Source organism: Acidocella sp. C78 (assembly GCF_907164655.1).
In genome coordinates this window covers 67,263-89,052 of record NZ_CAJQZK010000071.1, presented here as the reverse complement: position 1 = coordinate 89,052, position 21,790 = coordinate 67,263, and the positions used below count along the sequence as shown (strand labels likewise).

General features: G+C 69.7%; 15 protein-coding genes and 2 pseudogenes. 10 read left to right on the top strand and 7 right to left on the bottom strand.

All coding sequences use genetic code 11. From position 1 onward, the window contains the following. Window positions 1-225: pseudogene (locus ACIDOCELLA78_RS88875) on the top strand (acyltransferase); the annotation flags it as partial. A gap of 7 nt (window positions 226-232) precedes the next feature. Then, window positions 233-454 (top strand): hypothetical protein, encoded by a 222-nt coding sequence (locus ACIDOCELLA78_RS88870; protein ID WP_201728680.1) that lies wholly within the window; start codon window positions 233-235, stop codon window positions 452-454. Here ACIDOCELLA78_RS88870 and ACIDOCELLA78_RS88865 read toward each other — a convergent pair. Together ACIDOCELLA78_RS88865 and ACIDOCELLA78_RS88860 are read right to left on the bottom strand one after the other, a co-directional pair. Then, window positions 412-1,821: a hypothetical protein gene (locus ACIDOCELLA78_RS88865; RefSeq protein WP_201728679.1), complete on the bottom strand. Its 1,410-nt coding sequence runs from the start codon at window positions 1,819-1,821 to the stop codon at window positions 412-414. The two genes, ACIDOCELLA78_RS88870 and ACIDOCELLA78_RS88865, sit on opposite strands and share 43 nt — an antisense overlap. Then, entirely contained in the window at window positions 1,799-3,952 is a 2,154-nt protein-coding gene (locus ACIDOCELLA78_RS88860) for a polysaccharide biosynthesis tyrosine autokinase (protein WP_201728678.1), read from the bottom strand. The genes ACIDOCELLA78_RS88865 and ACIDOCELLA78_RS88860 overlap by 23 nt, the downstream gene beginning before the upstream one ends. A 155-nt stretch (window positions 3,953-4,107) precedes the next feature. Between ACIDOCELLA78_RS88860 and ACIDOCELLA78_RS88855 the strand changes: the two genes are divergently transcribed. The 6 genes and pseudogenes from ACIDOCELLA78_RS88855 to mltG all read left to right on the top strand — a co-directional run bounded on the left by ACIDOCELLA78_RS88855 (window position 4,108) and on the right by mltG (window position 9,269). Then, complete coding sequence (locus ACIDOCELLA78_RS88855) at window positions 4,108-4,596, top strand: polysaccharide biosynthesis/export family protein (RefSeq protein ID WP_249675775.1); 489 nt, start codon at window positions 4,108-4,110, stop codon at window positions 4,594-4,596. A 247-nt stretch (window positions 4,597-4,843) separates the two neighbouring features. Further along, a pseudogene (fabD, locus tag ACIDOCELLA78_RS88850) lies at window positions 4,844-5,802 on the top strand (ACP S-malonyltransferase). Continuing rightward, complete coding sequence (gene fabG / locus ACIDOCELLA78_RS88845) at window positions 5,792-6,541, top strand: 3-oxoacyl-[acyl-carrier-protein] reductase (protein ID WP_201728677.1); 750 nt, start codon at window positions 5,792-5,794, stop codon at window positions 6,539-6,541. The pseudogene fabD and the gene fabG overlap by 11 nt, the downstream one beginning before the upstream one ends. 172 nt (window positions 6,542-6,713) lie before the next feature. After that, window positions 6,714-6,953: an acyl carrier protein gene (locus ACIDOCELLA78_RS88840; protein ID WP_007422686.1), complete on the top strand. Its 240-nt coding sequence runs from the start codon at window positions 6,714-6,716 to the stop codon at window positions 6,951-6,953. A 19-nt stretch (window positions 6,954-6,972) separates the two neighbouring features. Then, on the top strand, window positions 6,973-8,241 hold the full coding sequence (fabF, locus tag ACIDOCELLA78_RS88835) for a beta-ketoacyl-ACP synthase II (protein WP_201728676.1): 1,269 nt from the start codon (window positions 6,973-6,975) through the stop codon (window positions 8,239-8,241). 17 nt (window positions 8,242-8,258) lie between these two features. Next, entirely contained in the window at window positions 8,259-9,269 is a 1,011-nt protein-coding gene (gene mltG, locus ACIDOCELLA78_RS88830) for an endolytic transglycosylase MltG (RefSeq protein ID WP_201728675.1), read from the top strand. A 57-nt stretch (window positions 9,270-9,326) separates the two neighbouring features. Here mltG and ACIDOCELLA78_RS88825 read toward each other — a convergent pair whose 3' ends face one another. The 4 genes from ACIDOCELLA78_RS88825 to hrcA all read right to left on the bottom strand — a co-directional run bounded on the left by ACIDOCELLA78_RS88825 (window position 9,327) and on the right by hrcA (window position 15,833). After that, entirely contained in the window at window positions 9,327-12,146 is a 2,820-nt protein-coding gene (locus tag ACIDOCELLA78_RS88825; protein ID WP_201728674.1) for a ribonuclease E/G, read from the bottom strand. Between the two features lie 504 nt (window positions 12,147-12,650). After that, window positions 12,651-14,036: a glycosyltransferase family 2 protein gene (locus ACIDOCELLA78_RS88820; protein ID WP_201728673.1), complete on the bottom strand. Its 1,386-nt coding sequence runs from the start codon at window positions 14,034-14,036 to the stop codon at window positions 12,651-12,653. 58 nt (window positions 14,037-14,094) lie between these two features. Then, window positions 14,095-14,733: a hypothetical protein gene (locus tag ACIDOCELLA78_RS88815; protein WP_249675770.1), complete on the bottom strand. Its 639-nt coding sequence runs from the start codon at window positions 14,731-14,733 to the stop codon at window positions 14,095-14,097. After that, window positions 14,730-15,833: a heat-inducible transcriptional repressor HrcA gene (hrcA, locus tag ACIDOCELLA78_RS88810; protein WP_201728672.1), complete on the bottom strand. Its 1,104-nt coding sequence runs from the start codon at window positions 15,831-15,833 to the stop codon at window positions 14,730-14,732. Before hrcA ends, ACIDOCELLA78_RS88815 begins: the two co-directional genes overlap by 4 nt. A gap of 68 nt (window positions 15,834-15,901) precedes the next feature. Here hrcA and rph point away from each other — a divergent pair, with 68 nt between their 5' ends. Both rph and rdgB read left to right on the top strand, forming a co-directional pair. After that, the gene (gene rph, locus ACIDOCELLA78_RS88805) at window positions 15,902-16,633 is read left to right on the top strand and encodes a ribonuclease PH (protein ID WP_201728671.1); all 732 of its coding nucleotides are present in this window, start codon (window positions 15,902-15,904) and stop codon (window positions 16,631-16,633) included. A 7-nt stretch (window positions 16,634-16,640) separates the two neighbouring features. Continuing rightward, window positions 16,641-17,228, top strand: a complete 588-nt coding sequence (gene rdgB / locus ACIDOCELLA78_RS88800; protein WP_201728670.1) for an RdgB/HAM1 family non-canonical purine NTP pyrophosphatase — start codon at window positions 16,641-16,643, stop codon at window positions 17,226-17,228. Between the two features lie 19 nt (window positions 17,229-17,247). Here rdgB and gltB read toward each other — a convergent pair whose 3' ends face one another. Beyond that, window positions 17,248-21,786: a glutamate synthase large subunit gene (gene gltB / locus ACIDOCELLA78_RS88795; protein ID WP_201728669.1), complete on the bottom strand. Its 4,539-nt coding sequence runs from the start codon at window positions 21,784-21,786 to the stop codon at window positions 17,248-17,250. Window positions 21,787-21,790: the final 4 nt, after the last annotated feature.

The following is a 21,790-nucleotide window of genomic DNA, read 5'->3' as shown; positions in this document are numbered from 1 at the left end:
GCCCGTATTGTCGAAACGCTCGGGCGGAATTCCCTGATGATCTATCTGTTCAACACCATTTTCATCGGCCTCGCGAAGGGCCTTCTGCTGCTGGTGACGGGCTGGAACGGCGCGCGGTTCCTGCCGGTCGCGGCGGTGCTGATGAGCGCGGGGCTGATCGGCCCGATCCTGCTCAAGCGCAAGGTTCTGCGCGCCATACCCGCGCTCGACCGGATGACCGAGTGATGCGGCCATGGCCGCGCAGGACTATTCGGCCCCGCTCGGGCGGTTTCTCGACGCCCTGCCGCACGAGCTCGCGGCGAGTTTTTCCGACGCCCAGCTCCGCGCGATCGAGCTGCATTTCGGGATGCGCCATCGGCTGACCCACATGATCGACTGGCGGCGCCGGCTCGGCTTCGGGCGGCTCAAACTCTACGTCGTGCTGCTGGTCGGGCGGGACCGGCACCCGGCCTGAACCCGCCGCAGCACCAGCCAGCCGGAGAACACCGCGAGCCAGACAACCCGGCTCTGATAGCGGGCATGGGGGCCGGAGAGCGCGCCCGTCACCGCCGCGTTGCCGGCCAGCGCGAGCAGGACGATCCAGCAGAAGACGCCCAGCGATCGCGCCTGCGCGCCGATGTCGCGGCGGAAGGCGGCGAACAGCGCGAACAGCGCGGTCACCGCCATGCCGCCGGCGGCGAGCGGGCGCATGATCGCGGCGAGGACGCGCGGCACGCCCAGCCGCCCGCGCGCCTGGCGGCTGGCGAGATAGCCGGCATAGGCCGGGCGCGGCAGGTCGCGCCGGATGGTCTGCCAGGCGGTCGCATACCAGGGGCGCAGGCCGCTGCCCGGCGCGAAGGTGAGGAGTTGCAGGGCGAAATCGCGGGCCGCCGCGCGCAGCACGGCGCGCGGATGCAGGGCGAGCGTCCGGTAGACGATGGCATCCGTCTGCCCGACCAGGCGGCGCGGGCCGCCGGCGCGGTAGAGCGGACTGTCGGCCCGCCAGAGAAAGCCATCGGCGGTGCGCGGCAGATCGTCGCGATAGGCGCAGAGCGCCCAGCCGGCGCGCGGACAGTCGGCCGCGAGCGTGGCGCGCGCCGGGCCGTTCTCGATCAGCCGGGCGAGCAGGAAGGTCGCGCCATAGGGCGAGGGCGAGGGCCTGCCGCGGGCCAGCGTGTTGACCGCGGTAAGGCACGCAGCGCCGAGCAGGAACGGCAGCAACAGCGCCCGCCAGCGGACCCGGTGGCGCCGCCGGCGCAGCGGCAGGACGGCGAGGCAGAGCCCGGCATAGATCGGCATGTTGCTCAGATGCACGACGATCGCCACGCCGATCGCCAGCGCGTGCCCGGCGCCCGCCGTCCTGGCCGCGGGATCGAGCACGAGCCCGGCGAAGGCGAGCACCATCAGCGGCGTGAAGATGTCCGGCATCACCTGCGACGAGGTCCAGGACAGGGACGATCCGGCCGCGAGACCCGCCAGCAGCACGGCGGTTTCGAGCGCGCCGGCTTCGGGCGCGAGCAGGCGGTGGGTGGCGCGGATCAGCCAGGACGCGACCAGCGCCTGGGCGATGATCACCGGCCAGAGCGACCGCCCAAGCCCGGCGACGATCACCAGCAGGCTGTAGAAGGGCGGGCGATCCCAGCCGAGATGCAGGTCGAGAACCTGCGAGATGTAGGTTCCGGTGTCGGAGAAGACCAGCGGATACCGGTTGGCCAGCGCCGGCCAGAGCAGCAGGAGCGCGCCGCCCGCGAGCAGCTTCACCTCCGGCCACGCGGCCGCGCGCGGGCGGGCCGGCGCGGCGCGCGGCGGGATCGCGGCGTCAGGTACGGAAATAGCCGCCATAACGCGGATGATAGAGTTCGGAATCGGGAAATCCGGCGCGGGCGTGGCGGGCGCCGTCGACCCTTGTGAGCACCGCGCCCTCGATCCGCAGCCCCGGCTGCGCCAGCAGCGCCATCGCCGCCGCGACGGTGCGCCGGGGCGTCTGCCCCCAGCGGATGCAGAGCAGCACGGACGCGGCGGCGCGGGCGAGCACCTGCGCCTCGGCCAGGGCGAAGACGGGCGGGAGGTCGAGGATCACGAGGTCGTATCGGCGGTGAAGCTCCTCGATCAGCAGACCGAGGCGCTCGGACATGAACAGGGCCAGCGCCTCGCGCGCCACCGCCCCGGCCGGCATGACGTCCGGAACGGCGTCGTCATCCTCGAGGGCGGGACGATGGATCGCCGCCTCCAGCGCCACCCGCCCGGCCAGATGGTCGGTCAGGCCGGGCAGGCCGCCGAGGCCGAAGACCATGTCGAGGCTCGGCTGGCGGATATCGCAGTCGATCAGCAGGATGCGCGCCCCGCTGGCCGCCATCGACAGGGCGAGGCTGACGGCCAGCGTGGTTTTGCCCTCGCCGGGGCGGGACGCCGTGATCGCGAGGCTGCGCGGCGCGCCGGGCGCGAGCCAGAGGCCGGTGCGCAGGGCCCGGATCTGCTCGGCGAAGGCGGAAAACGGATAGCGGCGCGCATAGTCGGGCACCGCGAGGCCGCGGCGCGCCCGCCGGGTGATTTCGGGCACCAGCGCCATGCAGGGCAGGCCCAGCGCTTCGCGCACCTGGCCGCCGGAGCGGAAGCTGCCGTTCAGCGCATCCGCCGCCAGCGCCGCCAGCAGGCCAAGGCAGAGGCCGAGCAGGACCGCGCCGGAGAGGATGGCGAGGCGGCGCGGGCCGCTGGCGCGCGCCGGCGGGACGGCGGGGGTGATGATCCGCGCGCTCGGCCGCGTCAGGGCGCTGCGGCTTTCGAGCGCGCCGATCTGCTCGGTCTCGGCGCGCAGCAGGCTGCTCTCGGCCTGGCGCTGCTCCTGAAGGCGCGCGAGGGGCGCCGCCACCACCGACTGCGCCGCCGCCTTGCCGCGCACGCGGGCGATGGCGGCCTCGAGACTGGCGACACGCGCCGCATCGGCGGCGGCGCGCATCCGGTCGGCGGCGACGAGCCGCCCGGTTTCGGCCCCGATCTGCCCGCGCAGCGCCGCGAGCGCGCGGGCGGCGGCGCGATATTCGGGATTGTTCGGCCCCTCGGTGCTGGCGAGGGCGCGCAGCCTTGCGGTGAGTTCGGCCGCGCGCGCGCGCATCGGCCCGATCGCGGGCGCCACCGCGGCGGCAGCGGCGGCCTCGCTGCCGCCGCGCAAGATCGCGAGCCGCGCCCGCGCGGCGGCGAGATCGGCCTGGGAGGCGGCGAGGCTCGCGGTGAGCTGCCCGGCCTGCTCATTGGTCAGCGGCGCGGCGCCGGCCCCCCGCTGGGTGCCGCTGCGCGCGCGCTCGAGCGCGATCGCGACATCGAGGGATTCGAGACGGGACGCCGTCTCCCGCGCCCGGTGCCGGAGCCAGAGCCGGGCCCGGTGCAGCACCTCCAGCCGGTCGGTCCGCTCCCGATCCAGATAGGCGGCCATGGCGGCGTTCACCGCCCGGGCGGCGCGGCGCGGGTCGCGGCTGGTATAGGAGACGTCGATCAGCTGCGAACCCGCGGGGATCTCGATGCGGAACCGGGCGGCGATGTCGGCGTCGAGCGCGGCGGCGGCGGGCCGGGGCGTCGGCCCGAGGCCGAACCAGCGCCGCAGCATCGGTGCGAAGCCAGGCTCAGGGGCGCGCGGGGGATGCGGGCGGGCGCCGAGGCGGCGAACCACGCGCCGCATCACGCCCGGGCTTTTGAGGATGGCGACCTGGCTGGCCATCAGCATATCGGTCACCGGCGCGGTCTCGACCACGTCGCGCAGCAATTTCTGATTGAACCCGATCGGGTCGTAGAGCAGCACGCCGGTCGCGGTATAGACCGCCGGCAGGCGCGACAACGCGGCCGAGGAGAGCAGCGGCAGGCCGAGGGCGACAAGGGCGGCCAGCCGCCAGTGGCGGCGGACGGCGCGCAGGGCATCGAGCGGATCGTCCGCCGCCCTTGCCGGCAGGGCGCGGCCCTGTGGGTCTGCCGGAACGCTCATCTCTGTGACCGACCCGTCATCGGGATGCCTCATCTGTTGTTGCACCGAGGGCGTTGTTGCAAAGGGGGCGCGCGCCGGGGCATTCTGGCGGAAGACACGAATTTATCTATTTAAGGTTGTATTGTGTATATCATTTCAGTTCAAGGTTGATCGACATGCCGGTATTTCGCCGCGACACAAGGCGCCGCCTGCTCGCCGCCATGCTGGGTGGGATCATCGCCCCGGCGCTCTCGGGCTGCGCGGCGTGGATGCGCCTGCCGAAGCTGCCGGCGACGGCCTCCGGCGGCTACCGGCTTGGGCCGGGCGACCGGCTGCGGGTGATCGTGTTCGGCCAGACCCAGCTCACCGCGACATATGACGTGGATGCCTCGGGCATGATCGAGCTGCCGCTCGCCGGGCCGGTGCGCGCGGCGGGGCGGAGCACGGCGATGCTGGGCCGCGCGATCGCCCGAACGCTGGTCGCGCGCGGGATTCTGCGCCATCCCGCCGTCGCGGTAGAGGTGCGGCGCTACCGGCCGTTCTCGATCCTGGGCGAGGTGAACCGGCCGGACCAGTATCCGTTCGAGCCCGGCATGACCGTGCTCGCCGCCGTCTCGCGCGCGGGGGCTTTACCTATCGGGCGGTGGAATCCGAGGTCGGGGTGATCCGGATGACCGGCGGGGTGCCGCGGGACTATCGGGCGCCGGTTTCGGCGCTGGTGGCGCCGGGCGACGTGATCCGGGTGTTTCAGCGACATTTCTGAACAATCGAGCCCGCCGGCGGGTTACGAAAGATTGACTTGCGCGCGCCCTGCATCTACCCCGCGCCAGCGTCAGAGCACGCGATTGCGGGATATTCAGGGCCGGCTCGGCCATGCCGACCGCATCGCCGGGACGACAGGAGAAACGGAACATGGCGGTGAACGCCTTCATCTTTCCAGGACAGGGCAGCCAGGCCGTGGGCATGGGGCGCGACCTGGCCGCCGCCTTCGCGCCGGCGCGCGAGGTGTTCGAGGAAGTCGACGAGGTTCTCAAGCAGAAACTCTCCAGGCTGATGTTCGAGGGCCCGGCGGAGGAACTCACCCTGACGAGAACGCCCAGCCCGCGCTCATGGCCATGTCGATGGCGGTGCTGCGTTGCCTGGAGAAGGAAGCCGGCATTGTGCTCGGCGATCGGGCGGCGGTGGTCGCCGGCCATTCGCTCGGCGAATATTCGGCGCTGGCGGCCGCCGGCACGTTCGGCATCGCCGATACCGCGCGGCTGCTGCGGATTCGCGGTACCGCGATGCAGCAGGCGGTGCCGCCCGGCGAGGGCGCGATGGCGGCGCTGCTCGGCGTCGAACGCGACGCCGCCGAGCAGATCTGCGCCGAGGCGGCCGAATCGCCGGAGGGGCGGCAGGTCGTCTCCGTCGCCAATGATAATGGCGGCGGCCAGGTGGTGATTTCCGGCACTGCCGCAGCGGTCGACCGGGCGCTGGAGATCGCCCGCGCGCGGGGCATCAAGCGCGCGCTCAAGCTGCCGGTCTCGGCGCCGTTCCACTGCGCGCTGATGGCGCCCGCCGCCGAGGCGATGCGCGAGGCGCTGGCCGGCGTGACGCTCGCAGCACCGGTGGTGCCGCTGATCGCCAATGTCACCGCGGCGAAGGTGACGGACCCGGCGGAGATCGCCGCGCGGCTGGTCGAGCAGGTGACGGCGCCGGTCCGCTGGCGCGAATCGGTCGGCACGATGACGGCACTCGGCGTCACCCGCTTCATCGAACTCGGCGCAGGCAAGGTGCTGTGCGGTCTCGCGCGGCGCATCGCCCCGGACGCCGATTGCCTGTCCTGCGGCACGCCGGCGGAGCTTGAGGAGCTGGTCAAACATGTCGGCTGATCTTTTCGCGCTGGCGGGACGCACCGCCCTCGTCACCGGCGCCTCGGGCGGCATCGGCGCCGCCATTGCGCGCACGCTGCACGGGCTGGGGGCCGCGGTCGCGCTCTCGGGCACACGCGACTCCGCCCTCGCCGCGCTCGCGGCAGAGCTTGGCGAGCGCGCCCATGTCTGCCCGGCCGACCTCTCCGACCCCAAGGCGGCGGAGGCGCTGGTCGCGGCCGCCGACTCGGCGCTCGGGCATATCGACATCCTGGTGAACAATGCCGGCCTGACCCGCGACGGGCTTGTGCTGCGCATGTCCGACGAGGCCTGGAGCCAGGTGATGGATGTCGATCTCGCCGCGCCCTTCCGCCTGTCCCGCGCGGTGATGAAGGGGATGATGCGCCGGCGCGCCGGGCGGATCATCAATATCGGCAGCATCGTCGGCAGCACCGGCAATCCCGGCCAGGTCAACTACGCCGCCGCCAAGGCCGGGCTGATCGGCATGACGAAATCGATGGCGCAGGAAGTCGCCTCGCGCAACATCACGGTCAATCTCGTGGCGCCGGGCTTCATCGAGACCGCGATGACGGACGCGCTGAGCGAGGCGCAGCGCGCAGCGCTGGCCGAAAAGATTCCGCTTGGCCGCCTCGGCAGGCCGCAGGACGTCGCCGCCGCGGTGGCCTATCTGGCCTCCGACGCCGCCGCCTGGGTCACCGGCGCGATCCTGCATGTGAATGGTGGCATGGCCATGATCTGAGCTGCGGTTGGCGCGGCCGGGCGAACCATGCTAAGCGCGCCGAACTTTGGCAATGATCGTGGAGCCGGCCTCGTGCGCCACGATCATTGCGTGTTATCCATCCGACCGGAGGCGGGATGGTCGATGCCGCCGGTCCATACCGCCCAACGATCTCTACAGGAGCATGAATTCGATGAGTGAAGTCGCCGAAAAAGTGAAGAAGATTGTCGTCGAGCACCTCGGCGTGGACGAGGCGAAGGTGACGCCGGAAGCCTCCTTCATCGACGATCTGGGCGCGGACAGCCTCGATACGGTCGAGCTGGTCATGGCGTTCGAGGAAGCCTTCGGCGTGGAGATCCCCGAGGACGCGGCCGAGAAGATCGGCACCGTCAAGGACGCGATCGACTACATCGAAAAGAAGAAAGCCGAATAAGTCAGGTATCGGACGGGACATGAGCATGCGTCGGGTCGTGGTGACAGGCATGGGGATCGCGAGCCCGCTGGGCGTCGGGGTCGAGCATGTCTGGCGGCGTTTGATTGCCGGGGACTCGGGCATCGGCCCGATAACCAGGTTCGACCCGGCGGATCTGCCCTGCAAGGTCGCGGGCGAACTGCCCGCGGGGTCGCGGGCGGATGGCGGGTTCGATCTCAACGAATGGATTCCGCCGAAAGAGCAGAAGAAGATGGATCGCTTCATCCATCTTGGGATGGCGGCGTCCGTCGAGGCGATGGAGGATGCCGGCTGGACCCCCGCGACGGAGGAGGACAGCTACGCCGCCGGCGTGATGATCGGCTCCGGCATCGGCGGGTTGCAGACCATCTACGACGCCTCGATCATGGTTCATGAAGGCCGGGCGCGCCGCCTTTCGCCCTTCTTCATTCCGTCCGCCCTGGTCAACCTCGTCTCCGGCCATGTCTCGATCCGGTTCGGTCTGAAAGGGCCGAATCATTCGGCAGTCACCGCCTGCGCGACCGGGGTTCACGCGGTCGGCGACGCGGCGCGGCTGATCGCCCTCGGCGATGCCGACATCATGCTCGCCGGCGGCGCGGAAGGCGCGGTCTGCGAGATCGGGATCGCCGGGTTCTGCGCCTCGCGCGCGCTGTCGACCGCCTTCAACGACAACCCCAAGGCCGCGTCCCGCCCGTGGGACAAGGATCGCGACGGGTTCGTGATGGGCGAAGGCGCCGGTGTGCTGTTCCTTGAGGAATACGAGCACGCGAAAAAGCGCGGTGCCAAGATTTACGCCGAGATCGCCGGCTATGGCATGTCCGGCGACGCGCATCACATCACCGCCCCGGCGCCGCATCACGACGGCGCGTTCCGCGCGATGAAGGCGGCGCTGAAATCGGGCGGGCTGACCGCGGCCGATGTCGATTACATCAACGCCCATGGCACCTCCACGCCGATGGGTGATGATCTCGAACTCGAAGCGGTCGAGAACCTGTTCGGCGACGCGGCGCGGAACGTGGCGATGTCATCCACCAAATCGGCGACCGGCCATCTGCTCGGCGCCGCCGGCGCGGTCGAGGCGATTTTCTCCATCCTCGCGTTGCGCGATGGCGTCGCCCCACCGACGCTCAACCTCGACGAGCCGAGCCGTGCCAGCGTGGTCGATCGCGTGGCCCATACCGCGCAGCAGCGCAAGATCGATATCGTGCTGTCCAACAGCTTCGGCTTCGGCGGCACCAACGCGTCGATCCTGTTCCGCAAGCCTGGCTGAGCCAGGCGCGTTCAGCCATGCGCGGCCCGGGGCGCCTGATCCTTCTGCTGCTCACCGTTCTGGTGCTGTCGCAGATGGGCAGAATGGCGGTCCGCCAGGTCTATGACGGCCCGGGGCCGCTGCCTGAAGCCGCCGATATCTTCATCCCGCCGGGCGGCACGCATCAGGTTGCCGTGCTGCTGGCGCGCCGGCGCGCGATCCGCTCGGCCCGGCTGTTCGAGATCGCCGCCTTTCTCACGCGCGGCCAGGGGCCGATCCGGTCCGGCGATTTCCGCTTCACCGATCATGCCAGCCTGCGCGCCGTGCTGCACACGCTGCGCTTCGCGCCGGAAATCCAGTTCAAGGCGACGATTCCCGAGGGGCTGACATCGGCCCGGATCGCGGCGATCGTGAACGCGCTGCCGCACGCGACCGGCCGGGTTTCGCCGCCGCCCGAGGGCAGCATTCTGCCGCAAACCTATGATTACACCTATGGCACGGCGCGGAGCGCCATCGCGGCACGGATGCAGGCGGCGATGAAGGCGGCGCTGGCCAAGGCCTGGGCATCCCGCGCGCCCGGCCTGCCGGTGCGGACGAAAGGCGAGGCGCTGATCCTCGCCTCGATCGTGCAGCTGGAGACGCCGCTTGCCGCCGAGTTGCCGAAAATCGCCGGGGTCTATGAGAACCGGCTGGCGCGGGGGATGAAGCTCCAGGCCGATCCGACGGTGATCTATGCGGTGACCGGGGGCGCGGCGACCGCCCTGCCCCACCGGGTCGATGATCGGGACCTCGCCACCGCGAGCCCCTATAACACCTATCGCCACAAGGGGCTGCCGCCCGGGCCGATCTGCGCGCCGGGGCTCGCCGCGATCAACGCGGTGCTGCATCCGGCGCAGACCGACGCGCTGTATTTCGTCGCGACCGGCACGGGCGGGCATGTCTTCGCCCGCACCTTCGCCGAACAGCGCAAGAATATCGCCCGCTACGACGCCGTCAGGGCGAGGCGCGACGCCGCACCCGGGCCCGCCGCCTCATCCGGCAAGAAATAGGGCCGGCCCCCGGGAGGGGAGCCGGCCCGTTTTCACGGCCGTTATTCCGGCCTCCAGTCAGGCCGGGCGCTTCCACCAGCCGCGCTTGCGCTGGGCGGGCGTGGTTTCGCTGGCGCCGATCACCACCGGCTGCACCGCCGGACCGCGCGGCGGCTCTTGCGGCTCGTCCGCCATGGCCGGGGCCGCGCCATTGGCGGGCGGCTTGGGGGCCTGGGTTTCGTTGGCCGCGGGTGCGACCGGCGCGGGTGCGCTCTCCACCACCGCGGTCACGCCGTCCGCCGCACCGGATTCGGCAGCGCCGGTTTCTGCCGTGGCCTTGGCGCGGGTGCGCCGGGGCCGCCGGGCGGGTTTCGGCGCCTCGGCTTCAGCCTTCTCCGCCGCCTCGAAAATATCGGCGATATCGGTGAATACCGGTTGCTGCGGCTCGGCGGCCTCGCTCTCCTTCGCGGTGGCGCGGCGGCGGCGGGGCGTCTTGGCCGGGCTGCGCGCGGCGGCGGCGCGGCGCTTCGGCTTCGCCGTGGGCTCGGCCGGCGCCTCGTCGGCCGCAACCTCGGCCGGCGCCGCGGCGGGCTCGGCCGCTTCCACCGCCTCAGCCGGAGCGGCGGGCGGGGTTTCCGGCTCCGCCGGCACGACCGGCGCGGACACCGGCTCGGCCGCGGCTGCCGGCACATGGTCCGGCGCGGTCTGCTCTGGCACGGTCTCTGGCGCGGGAATCCGGGCCGACCGGCCGCGGCCCGCCAGCGTCTCATCGAGCCGCACGGCGAATTCGGCGGGCATCTCGGTCATTTCCGGCTGTTCGGCGCCGGGCAGGACGGGCTGCTCCTCGCGCCGCCCGCCCCGGCGGCGGCGGCGGCGGCGGCGGCGGCGCTCGTTTTCGTCCGCCCCCGCCTTCCCGGCGGCGGCGACCGACGCTTCGGCCTCATCGCCCTGATCCGGCGCCTCGGCCTCGGTTTCGGCCTCATCGGCCTCGATCACCGGCGCGCTGGGCGCCGCAGCCGGCGCTTCCTGCGGCCGCGATGCGGCATGGGTCTTCACCTTCTCGATCTTGAAGGTGGCGGGCACCGTGCCATCGGCCACGAAGGCGACCTGCAGGCCAAAGCGCGCCTCGATGGCGGCGAGCTGGGCGCGCTTGTGGTTGAAGATGTAGAGCGCCACATCCGGCGTCAGATGCACCAGCAGCTCGGCGGCGCGGCCGGCGGCCTCGTCCTCGATCGCGCGCAGCACGGCCAGCGCCGTGCTCGCGGTGCTGCGGACATGGCCGACACCCTGGCAATGCGGGCAGGGAATCAGCATGGTCTCGGCCAGAGACGGGCGGAGCCGCTGGCGGCTCATTTCCAGCAGGCCGAAATGGCTGATGCTGCCGACCTGGATGCGCGCGCGGTCGTTCTTCAGCGCGTCCTTCAGCCGGCGCTCGACCATCGCGTTGTGCTTGCGGGTCTCCATGTCGATGAAATCGACGACGATCAGCCCGGCGAGGTCGCGCAGGCGCAACTGGCGCGCCACCTCATCGGCGGCCTCCAGATTGGTGCGCAGCGCGGTATCCTCGATATTGCGCTCGCGCGTGGCCCGGCCGGAGTTCACATCGATCGCGACCAGCGCCTCGGTCTGGTTGATGACCAGATAGCCGCCCGATTTCAGCTGCACCGTCGGCTGGAACATGTGGTCGAGCATCTGCTCGACATTGTGCTTGGCGAACAGCGGCTGGCGCTCGCTCCATTGCTGGACCTTCTTCACATGCGTCGGCATCAGCATCCGCATGAAGTCGCGCGCGGAGCGGAACCCGTCCTCGCCCTCGATCAGCACCTGGTCGACATCGCGGGTATAGACGTCACGGATGGTCCGCTTGATCAGCGAGGCTTCCTCATACACCAGCGCCGGCGCGATCGAGGCCAGGGTGCGCTCGCGGATGTCGTCCCACAGGCGGAGGAGATATTCGCCGTCGCGCTTGATTTCGGGCTTGGGCCGGTTCGCGCCGGCGGTGCGGACGATCATGCCCATGCCCTGGGGGATGTCCAGCTCGGACACCGCCTCCTTGAGCCGCCGGCGATCCGCCAGCGAGGTGATCTTGCGCGACACGCCGCCGCCATTGGGCGAATTCGGCATCAGCACGGAGAAGCGGCCGGCCAGCGAGATATAGGTGGTCAGCGCGGCGCCCTTCGAGCCGCGCTCCTCCTTCACCACCTGCACCAGGATGATCTGGCGGCGGTGGATCACTTCCTGGATCTTGTAGGAGCGCAGGGCGCGGGCGCGCCGGCGTTCCCGCGCCTCTTCGGCGCCATCGACGCCGTCATCGCCGCCGATCTGCTCGGGGGCTTCCGCCGGCGCGGCGGCGCTCTCCGATGCTTCGGCCGGCTCGGCGGTCTGCGCCTCGCCCTCGGGCGCATCCTCGGGCGCATCCTCGGCCGCATCCTCGGCCATGTGGCGGGGCTGCGGCGCCTCGGCAGGTTCGGCGGCGGTGGTTTCGGCCTCCGCGCCCGCGGCGGGGGGCGCATCGGCGATCGGGATTTCGGTCACCTGGGGCGGACGGCCGGTTTCGAGCGCCGCTTCCCGCGCATCCTCGGCCTCTTCGGCCTCGACGCGGCGGCGCGCCTCCTCGGCCTCGAGTTCGAGCAGCTTCTGCCGGTCGGCTATGGGGATCTGGTAATAATCGGGATGGATTTCGGCGAAGGCGAGAAACCCGTGGCGGTTGCCGCCATATTCGACGAAGGCGGCCTGGAGGCTGGGCTCTACGCGAATGACCTTGGCAAGATAGATATTGCCCTTGATCTGTTTCTTGTCGGCGGTTTCGATATCGAAGTCATCGAGGCGGTTGTTGTCCAACACCACCACGCGGGTTTCCTCCGCGTGGCTGGCGTCGATGAGCATGGTCTTGGTCATAGGGGGAAAAACTCCTGCGCGCCGGCGGCGGGACCGTGGGGTCGACTGCCTGCGGGCGCGGATGTTGGCGCAAGGTTGTTCGAAACATGGTCAAGGACTGGTGCGCTGGCCGCTGGAAGCGCCGGTAGGAGAGGCGCTGCTTGAGAATTGTGCGACGGAAAGCGCGGTCATCGGTCCTTGTCTCGTGGGCCGGAAGCGGCGTGTCCGCTCCCCGGCCGAGTCGGTTCGGCGCGTTACGGCCCGCAATCGCGGCCCTGCCGGCGCCTTTCTATCAGTGGATAAGGGACCACGCGGTTGTTGCACCGCGGATCAACCCATTGATTCTTTCTCAATGGCGCAAAGCCGGGCTGATGGCAAGGGTTGTTTCCGGAACGGCAGACGCCGGGCCTGCCCGCCCGGTCACCAGCGGATTGTCGGGGCCAACCCTCCGCGTCCCGGTCCATCGCGCGCGCCGGAACTCCGGTGACGCCGGGTATCCGCCATGGTCGTGTGATCCTCTCGATTTCAGGCGCCGGAGACCAGCGACAGCCCCTCACCATAAATTTCCACCTGATCGAGATGCAGATAGTTTCTCTCCAGCAGACGGACCCGCACGAAGCGGCCGGGGATGGGTATTGACGGGGTGAAGACGAGCGGGTGGCCGTCGGCGCCGCCGAACGGCACCTCGCTGTCGCGGCGGAACACCTCGAAGAGAGTCCCGGGATCAAAGCCGATATCGATGGCGAGGCGGTTCGCCCGGGCGGGGACGGCGGGATGGTCCATGCGGTTGAACAGCCTGATCTCGCGGATGCCGTGGACGGCGCCGAGATCGACCCGCCACCACGGGGCGTCTTCGAGATCGGTGTGGAATTTGCCGCGACCATCGATCACGCCGTTCAGCGCGCGGATAGCGTCGGATTCGGGGGACGCCCCGGCCGACCACGCCGAAATCGAGCTTTGGGTCGCGACCTTTCCCCGGCTCGCCGGCAGGCCGGCCTGGCCGGACACCGGAATGGTCGCGGCGAGGGCATGTTCGAGCCGGTCCGGCCAGAACGTCGCGAGCGAGCGATCCTCGACCTCGTGCAGCCCGGCCAGAAAGGACGCGAACCGGTCGCCGGACGCAAGGTCGCTCCAGATGGTCTGATCGCCGAAGGCGCCGCCGAGCCCGCGCCGCGCCCGCTCGACAAAGGCGGTTTCCGTGCGGAACGCGTAGTGATGGACCATCGCCGTGGCCAGCAAGCCAGCGCTGCGGCCGGGGTCGTTGGCGAATGCCGCGGAGGCTTCGGGAAACCCGTCATAATAGCGCGACATGTCTTCGCCGATCGCGTTCACGGCGCGGATCGGGCGATCGACATGGCCGATCGGACAGTGCCAGAAGCCGTTCCCCTTCGAGACGTCGTGCAGGCGCGGCCCCGTCAATATGTGCGACCGGGCGACATATTTGGTGAACGGGTGGATGATCTTCTGGCGAAAGGTGTAGTCGCCGAGAATACTGTCTCCAGGCTTGCTCCGGTGCCCGTTCGGCCCGAAAAAGATCCAGTTGAACAGGATGCACTCCGCCGGCGCGCGCATGCCGCCGACAAACTCGCCGATCGTCTGGCCCGGCGGCAGGCGGAGAAATTCATCGATATCGAAGAAGCCGACCCATTCGGTCGAGTCACGGTCGTTCAACAGGAAATGGCCGTACATCCGCAATTGTTCGCCCTGCACGGGATAATGGCGGAAGGTGACGAATGGGGCGGGCCCCAGGACGAAGGGCAGGCAGCGGCCATACAATTCGCGAGGATCGTCGTCGTTGCAGTACAGGAAGACGTGATCGAAGCCGATCGCGCGGTAGTAGTTCAGCCACTCGACGATGTAGGGCGACTCCCAGCGCGCGCAGGCGACGACAGAAAATTCATGTTTCGACATGTCGGATCAAACATTTTTTAAAATGAATATTGAAAATGACAGGCGAGGCTATCGAATCTTATCGTCCGAGCAACCCCGCCAGCATCTGCGGTGGCAGGGTGACCTCGGAATATCCGGTGGGCGGCACGAAATCGGCCGGCGGCTGCGGGCCGACATGAAGCGAAAGCGCCTGCACGCTCACCCGCCCGTGCGGGTCGCCGCCGGAGGCGGCGAGGGCGAAGCCATCCGGCGTCAGGCAGGCGGTGCCCGAGGCGTTGCGCCGCAAGACGAGGTAGCGGGTGCAGCGCATTCCGGCGATGGTTGCCGGGCCGAGCGGGGTGAAATGCGCACCCCGCATCACCATCACCCGCGCCATGGCGCCGGCGAGGCCGGGAACGTTCACCAGCGCGTGCATCTGGGCCAGAACGAGCTGGGCCCGCCCATCGTGAAGGTCGAGCAGGACGGTCATCGGCATTGGCGTGCCGGACAGGCTGGTCGCCCGCACCAGGCCAGCGGCCGCATCGAACCGCACGGACCATGTCTGGTCGGGGCGGCCGGGCTGGCTCACCCGGTAGACCGCGCGGGCATCGCGCACGGGGATGACGCGGGGCGCGGCCTGCGCCACAGCCAGGGCCGGGGCCAGAGCGAGGATCAGCAGCGACGAAGCGAGATTTTTTTTCAATCCGGCGCGCGCCGGCCGATCCTTCATGCGCCTCATCCGAGCAGCCTCCCGATCACCCGCGCGGTGTAGTCGACCACGGGGATGATACGCCCGTAATTGATCCGCGTCGGCCCGATCACGCCGATCGCACCCACGATGCGATCGTCGCGCGAGCGCGCCGGGGCGACCACCATCGACATGCCGGAGGCGCCGAACAGGCCGCTTTCGGCGCCGATGAAGATGCGCACGCCTTCCGACCGCTCGGCGAGATCGAGCAGTTTCAGCATCGTCTCCTGCGCCTCCAGCCGCTCGAAGAGCTGCTGGACGGAGGCGAGTTTCTCAAGCTGGTCGACATCGGCGAGCAGCCGCGCCTGGCCGCGCACGATCAGCGAGCCGCCCCTGCCCTCGGCCGACCAGGTCGCAAGCCCGGCCTCGACGATGCCGGCGGCGAGATCGTCCAGCGCCGAACGGTCCGCCCTCATGTCGTCCGCCACGCGAACGCGGAGTTCGCCGAGCGAGAGGCCGGAGAGCTGGGCGTTGAGGTAGTTGCTCGCCTCCTGCAGCGCCGAGGGCGGCACGCCGGGCGGCGTTTCGATCACCCGGTTCTCGACCTGGCCATCCGCCGAGACGAGCACGACGAGAGCGCGGCCGGAACTCAGAGGCACGAATTCGATGTGCTTGACCGCCCCTTCCGATTTCGGCGCCAACACGATGCCCGCCGCTTGCGACAGGCCCGAGAGCAGGGCGGAGGCCTCGGTCAGCGTGTCCTGGATCGAGCGGCCGGACTGGGCGAGCGCCGCCTCGATCCGCTCGCGCTCCTCGTCCGACAATTCGCCGAAATGCAGCAAGCCGTCGACGAAGAGGCGCAGGCCCCGCTCGGTCGGCAGCCGTCCGGCCGAGATATGCGGCGAGAACAGCAGCCCGGCATCGGTCAGATCCGCCATCACGTTGCGGATCGTCGCCGGGGACAGGCCCATCGGCAGCAGGCGCGAGAGCGTGCGGCTGCCCACCGGCTCGCCGGTTTCGACATATTGTTCGACGATTTCGCGCAGCACCGCGGCGGAGCGCTCATCGAGCCCCGGCGGCAGCCGCACAGCCCCGCCCGCCGGCTTCGGCCGGCCGGCGCGGGCGGAAGAACGCTTGGATGTCTGGTCCATGGCGCCAGAGTCGGGTATCGCGGGGCGAAAATCAAGCGACACGTTTTTCAGCCGACAGGAGAGGCTTCATGCCCGACATCAAGAGACCGAGCGGCCGCAAGGCCGATGCGCTGCGCCAGGTGGAGATCGTCACCGGGTTCTCGCGCCACGCCGAGGGCTCGGCGCTGATCCGCATGGGCGGCACCGAGGTGCTGTGCGCGGCGAGCGTGGAAGGAAGGGTGCCGGGCTTTCTGCGCGGCGCCGGCCAGGGCTGGGTGACGGCGGAATATGGCATGCTGCCGCGCGCGACCCACACCCGCGGCGACCGCGAGGCGGCGCGCGGCAAGCAGTCCGGCCGGACGCAGGAAATCCAGCGCCTGATCGGCCGCTCGCTGCGCGCGGTGATCGACCGCACGGCGCTGGGCGAGATGACCATCACCCTCGATTGCGACGTGCTGAACGCCGATGGCGGCACGCGCTGTGCCGCGATCACCGGCGCCTGGGTCGCGCTCGCGCTCGCGATCCGCACGCTGCGCAAGGCGAACGTGATCGCGACCGACCCGCTGATCGGCCAGGTCGCGGCGGTGTCCTGCGGCGTGTTCGAGGGCGCGCCGGTGCTCGACCTCGATTACGCCGAGGATTCCAATGCCGAGGCGGACGCCAATTTCGTGCTCACCGGCACGGGCGGCATCGTCGAGATTCAGGCGACCGCCGAGCGCGCGACCTTCGAGGAGGCAACCTTCGGCACCCTTCTCGGCCTTGCCCGCAAGGGCACGGCGGAACTGTTCGCGGCCCAGCGCGCGGCGCTCGATGCGGCCTGAGGCAGCGATGCGGCTCGAACGCGGCCAGCGTGTGGTGATCGCCACCCACAATGCCGGCAAGCTCGCCGAGTTCGCCCTGCTGCTCGCCCCGCACGGGCTCGACTGCGCATCCTCCGGCGCGCTCGGCCTGGCTGAGCCGGTGGAGGACGCGCCGGATTTCGCCGGCAATGCGCGGATCAAGGCGCTGGCGGCGGCGGCGGCGAGCGGGCTGCCGGCGATCGCGGATGATTCGGGGCTGGAGGTGGCGGCGATGGCCGGCGCGCCCGGGGTGCGCTCGGCGCGCTTCGCGCAGGAGGCCGGCGGCTATGCGGCGGCGATGGCGAAGATCGTCGCGGCGAGCCGGGCGGACGACCGCGCCGCCTTCGCCGCCGCGATCTGCCTCGCCACACCCGAAGGGCGGACCTTCACCTATCTCGGCTGGTGCCGCGGGCGGATCGCCCCCGCGCCGCGCGGGGATGGCGGGTTCGGCTATGACCCGGTTTTCGTGCCGCTCGGCGAGACGCGCAGCTTCGCCGAGCTGGGCAAGGCCGAAAAATCGGCGATCAGCCACCGCTACCGGGCGCTGCGGCAATTCGCCGCAGCGCATCTCGGCTGAGTGAAGCGAGTCCGACCGGTTACTCGGCCGGAATTTTCGCCGCCGCCGGCGCCGTCATCGGCACCGGCAGGAAGCGCGCATAGTCGCGCGGCACCACCATCCAGACCCGCGCCAGCGTGCGCTCCCACTCGTTGAGCAGGCGCTCGGCGTAGAGACTCTGCGTCTCGCGCGCGTGCTCGGTGACGAGGTCGCGCAGATGCTGCGCCCAGTAGGATTCCGTCACACGGTTCCAGAGCAGCGTGTCCGGGTTGATCCGCATCTCGAAATCACCATCCGGATCGTAGACGAAGGCGATGCCGCCGGTGAAGCCGGCGCCGAAATTGTCGCCCACCGGGCCGAGTATCACGACCGTCCCGCCGGTCATGTATTCGCAGGCGTTCGACCCCGCGCCCTCGACAACCGCAATGGCGCCGGAATTGCGCACCGCGAAGCGCTCGCCGGCCTGGCCGGCGGCGAACAGCCGGCCCGAGGTCGCGCCATAGAGGCAGGTATTGCCGATGATCGTGTTGTCCTGGCTGACGAGCGGCGAGGACGGCGCCGGGCGCACCACGATGGTCGCACCCGACAGGCCCTTGCCGACATAGTCGTTGGCATCGCCGAAGACCTCGAGCTTGAGTCCGCGCACGGCGAAGGCGCCGAGCGACTGGCCCGCGGCACCGCGCAGCCGCACGGTGACGTGGTCGGCCTGCAGATCGGCGCCGCGCTTGCGCCGGACGATCTGCCCGGAGAACTTGGTGCCGATCGCGCGATGGGTGTTGCGGATGCCGTATTGCAGCTGCATCTTCTCGCCGCGCTCGAAGAACGGCGTCGCATCCTCGATCATCTGCGCATCCAGCGTCTCCGGCACCTCGTTGCGGCCCTGCAACGTGCAGAAGCGCGCATAGGGGCCGGGGTCGGCCTGGGCAAGCAGCGCGTTGAGATCGAGATCGTCGAGAATCTCCGAGCCGCGCGAGATCTGGTGCAGGTAGTCGGTGCGGCCGATCACGTCCTCTAGGCGGCGCACGCCGAGCGAGGCGAGGATGTGTCGCACATCCTCGGCGATGAAGGAGAACAGGTTGATCACCTTCTCCGGCGTGCCCTCGAACTTCGCGCGCAACGCCTCGTCCTGCGTGCAGACGCCGACCGGGCAGGTGTTGGAATGGCACTGGCGGACCATGATGCAGCCCATCGCCACCAGCGAGGCGGTGCCGATGCCGAATTCCTCGGCACCGAGCATGGCCGCGATCACCACGTCGCGCCCGGTCTTGATGCCGCCGTCGGTGCGCAGCTTCACCATGTGACGCAGCCGGTTCAGCATCAGCACCTGATGCGTTTCCGACAGGCCCATCTCCCAGGGCAGGCCGGCATATTTGATCGAGGTCTGCGGGGAAGCGCCGGTGCCGCCGGAATGGCCGGAGATCAGGATCGCGTCCGCCTTCGCCTTGGCCACGCCGGCGGCGATGGTGCCGATGCCCGAGCGCGAGACCAGCTTCACGCACACCGTCGCCTGCGGGTTGATCTGCTTGAGATCGTAGATCAGCTGGGCGAGATCCTCGATCGAATAGATGTCGTGATGCGGCGGCGGGCTGATCAGCATCACCCCCGGCGTCGAATGCCGGAGCTTGGCGATCAGCTCGGTGACCTTGAAGCCGGGGAGCTGGCCGCCCTCGCCGGGCTTCGCACCCTGGGCCACCTTGATCTCGATCTCGCGGCAGTTGTTCAGATATTCGGCGGTCACGCCGAAGCGGCCCGAGGCGATCTGCTTGATCGCTGACGAGGCGTTATCGCCGTTCGGCCGCGGTGTTGCGCGTGCCGCGTCCTCGCCGCCCTCGCCCGAATCCGAGCGCGCGCCGATGCGGTTCATCGCGATCGACAGCGTCTCGTGCGCCTCGGGGCTGAGCGCGCCGAGCGAGATGCCGGGTGCGACGAGCCGCTTGCGGATTTCGGTGATGCTCTCGACCTCGTCCACCGGGATCGGCGTCATCCCCTCGCTGCGGAAATCGAGCAGGTCGCGCAGCGCCACCGGCGGCTGCGCGTTCACCGCATCGGCATATTTCCGATACAGCGTGAAACTGTCGGTCGCGACCGCGGTTTGCAGCATGTGGACCATCTGGCCGTCGAAGGCATGGGTCTCGCCCTTGCGGCGCAGGCGATAGACGCCGCCGACCGGCAGGGTCACGGCATCCGCATCCCAGGCGGTGCGGTGCAGTTCCAGCATCTTGTGGGCGATGCCGGGCAGGCCGATGCCGGAAATCCGCGAGGGCATGCCGGGGAAGAATTCCGCGACCAGCGCGCGGGACAGGCCGATCGCCTCGAAATTGTAGCCGCCGCGATAGGACGAGATCACCGAGATGCCGAGCTTCGACATCACCTTGAGCAGCCCCTTGTTCACCGCCTTCTTGTAGCGGCCGATGCACTCCTTCAGGCTGATCGACCCGAACAGGCCGCGGCGATGCCGGTCGGCGATGCTTTCCTGCGCGAGATAGGCGTTGATCGTGGTCGCCCCCACGCCGATCAGCACGGCGAAATAATGCACGTCCATGCATTCGGCGGCGCGCACGTTGAGGCTGGTGAAGGTGCGCAGCGACTGGCGGACGAGATGGGTGTGCACGGCGCCGGTGGCGAGGATCATCGGGATCGGCGCGTGCGCCGCATCGAACGTTTCGTCAGTGAGGATGACATGGGTGCAGCCGGCGCGAACCCCTTCCTCGGCCTCGCGGCGGATGCGCTCGATCGCGGCGCGCAGCCCGCCCTCGCCATCGGCGACCGGGAAGGTGCAGTTCACCACGCAGGCATTGTCGCCCATCGTGCGGCGCATCGCGTCGAACTCGGCGGTCGAGAGGACCGGGCTTTCCAGCTGCAACAGATCGCACTGGCTGGAATCCTCGTCGAGCACGTTGCCGAGATTGCCGAGGCGGGTCTTGAGCGACATCACGCGGCTTTCGCGCAGGCTGTCGATCGCGGGGTTGGTGACCTGGCTGAAGCTCTGGCGGAAATAGTGATGCAAGCCGCGATAACGCTCCGACAGCACGGCGATCGGGGTGTCGTCGCCCATCGAGCCGGTCGCCTCGTTGGCGTCCTCGACCATCGGGTGGAGGATGAGTTCGAGTTCCTCCAGCGTGTAGCCGACGCCGAGCTGGCGGCGGCGCAGCGCCTCGCCCTCGAAAAGGACCGGCTCCGGCGCATCGGTTTTCACGATATGGTCGATCACCTTGATGCCGGCGGTCCAGGCGCCGAAATCCTGCCGGGCGGCGAGATCGTCCATCAGCTCGGCGTGATGGTAGAAGCGGCCATCGGCGAGATCGACCGCGATGGTCTCGCCCGGCCCGACGCGGCCGCGCTCGACGATGTCCGCCTCCTCGCGCTTGACCATGCCGGTTTCCGACCCGACGATCAGCAGGCCGTCGCTGGTGCGGGTGAAGCGCAGCGGGCGCAGCCCGTTGCGGTCGAGACCGGCGATGACGAAGCGGCCATCCGTCGCGGTGATCGCGGCCGGACCGTCCCACGGTTCCATCACCGCGTTGCAATAGCTGATGAGGTTGCGGTGCTCGGCCTTCATCGTGGCATCGGCGCCGATCGAGGGCGGGATCATCAGCGTTTTCGCCATCATCGCGTCGCGGCCGCCGTGAACGAGGAGTTCGAAGACGGCATCGAGCGTCGCGGTGTCGGAACTGCCGGCCTGGATCACCGGCTTGATGTCGCCGAGATACGCGTCGAGCGCGCCGGCGGCGAGGCGGGTTTCGTGGCTCTTCATCCAGTTCACGTTGCCGGCCAGCGTGTTGATCTCGCCGTTATGCGCGAGGGTGCGGAAGGGCTGGGCCAGCCGCCAGGTCGGGAAGGTGTTGGTGGAATAGCGCTGATGATAGATCGCGAAGCGCGAGACGAAGCGCTCGTCGAGCAGGTCGGGGTAGAATTCGGTCAGGCTCTCGGCGAGGAACATGCCCTTGTAGATGATCGAGCGGCAGGAGAGCGAGCAGATGTACAGCTCGGGGATTTGCGCCGCGATGGCTTCCTTCTCGATCCGCCGGCGGATCACGTAGAGGTCGCGCTCATACTCCTCCTCCGACTTGCCGAGCGCGTTCCACACCATGATCTGCTCGATCTCGGGGCGGGTGGCGTTCGCCTTTTCGCCGATGCAGGACACGTCGATCGGCACCTGGCGCCAGCCATAGATGCGGTAGCCGAAATTCAGGATCTCGGTCTCGACGATCTGCCGGCAGCGCTCCTGCGCGCCGAGATCGGTCTTGGGCAGGAAGACCATGCCGACCGCGATCGGGCCGCGGCGCATGCGGTCGCCGCCGCGCTCCACCGCGTCGGTGAAGAAATCCTGCGGGATCTCGACATGGATGCCGGCGCCGTCGCCGGTCTTGCCATCGGCGTCGACCGCGCCGCGATGCCACACGGCCTTCAGCGCATCGATGCCGGCGACGACGACATCGCGCCGCTTGCGGCCATCGAGGGCCGCGATCAGGCCGACGCCGCAGGCGTCGTGCTCCTGCGCGGGATCGTAGCTGCCGGCGAGCGCCGTGGTGTTGCGCTGCCAGGCGGCGAGGAATTCGGGGGCGGTTTCGTGGTTCATGGTC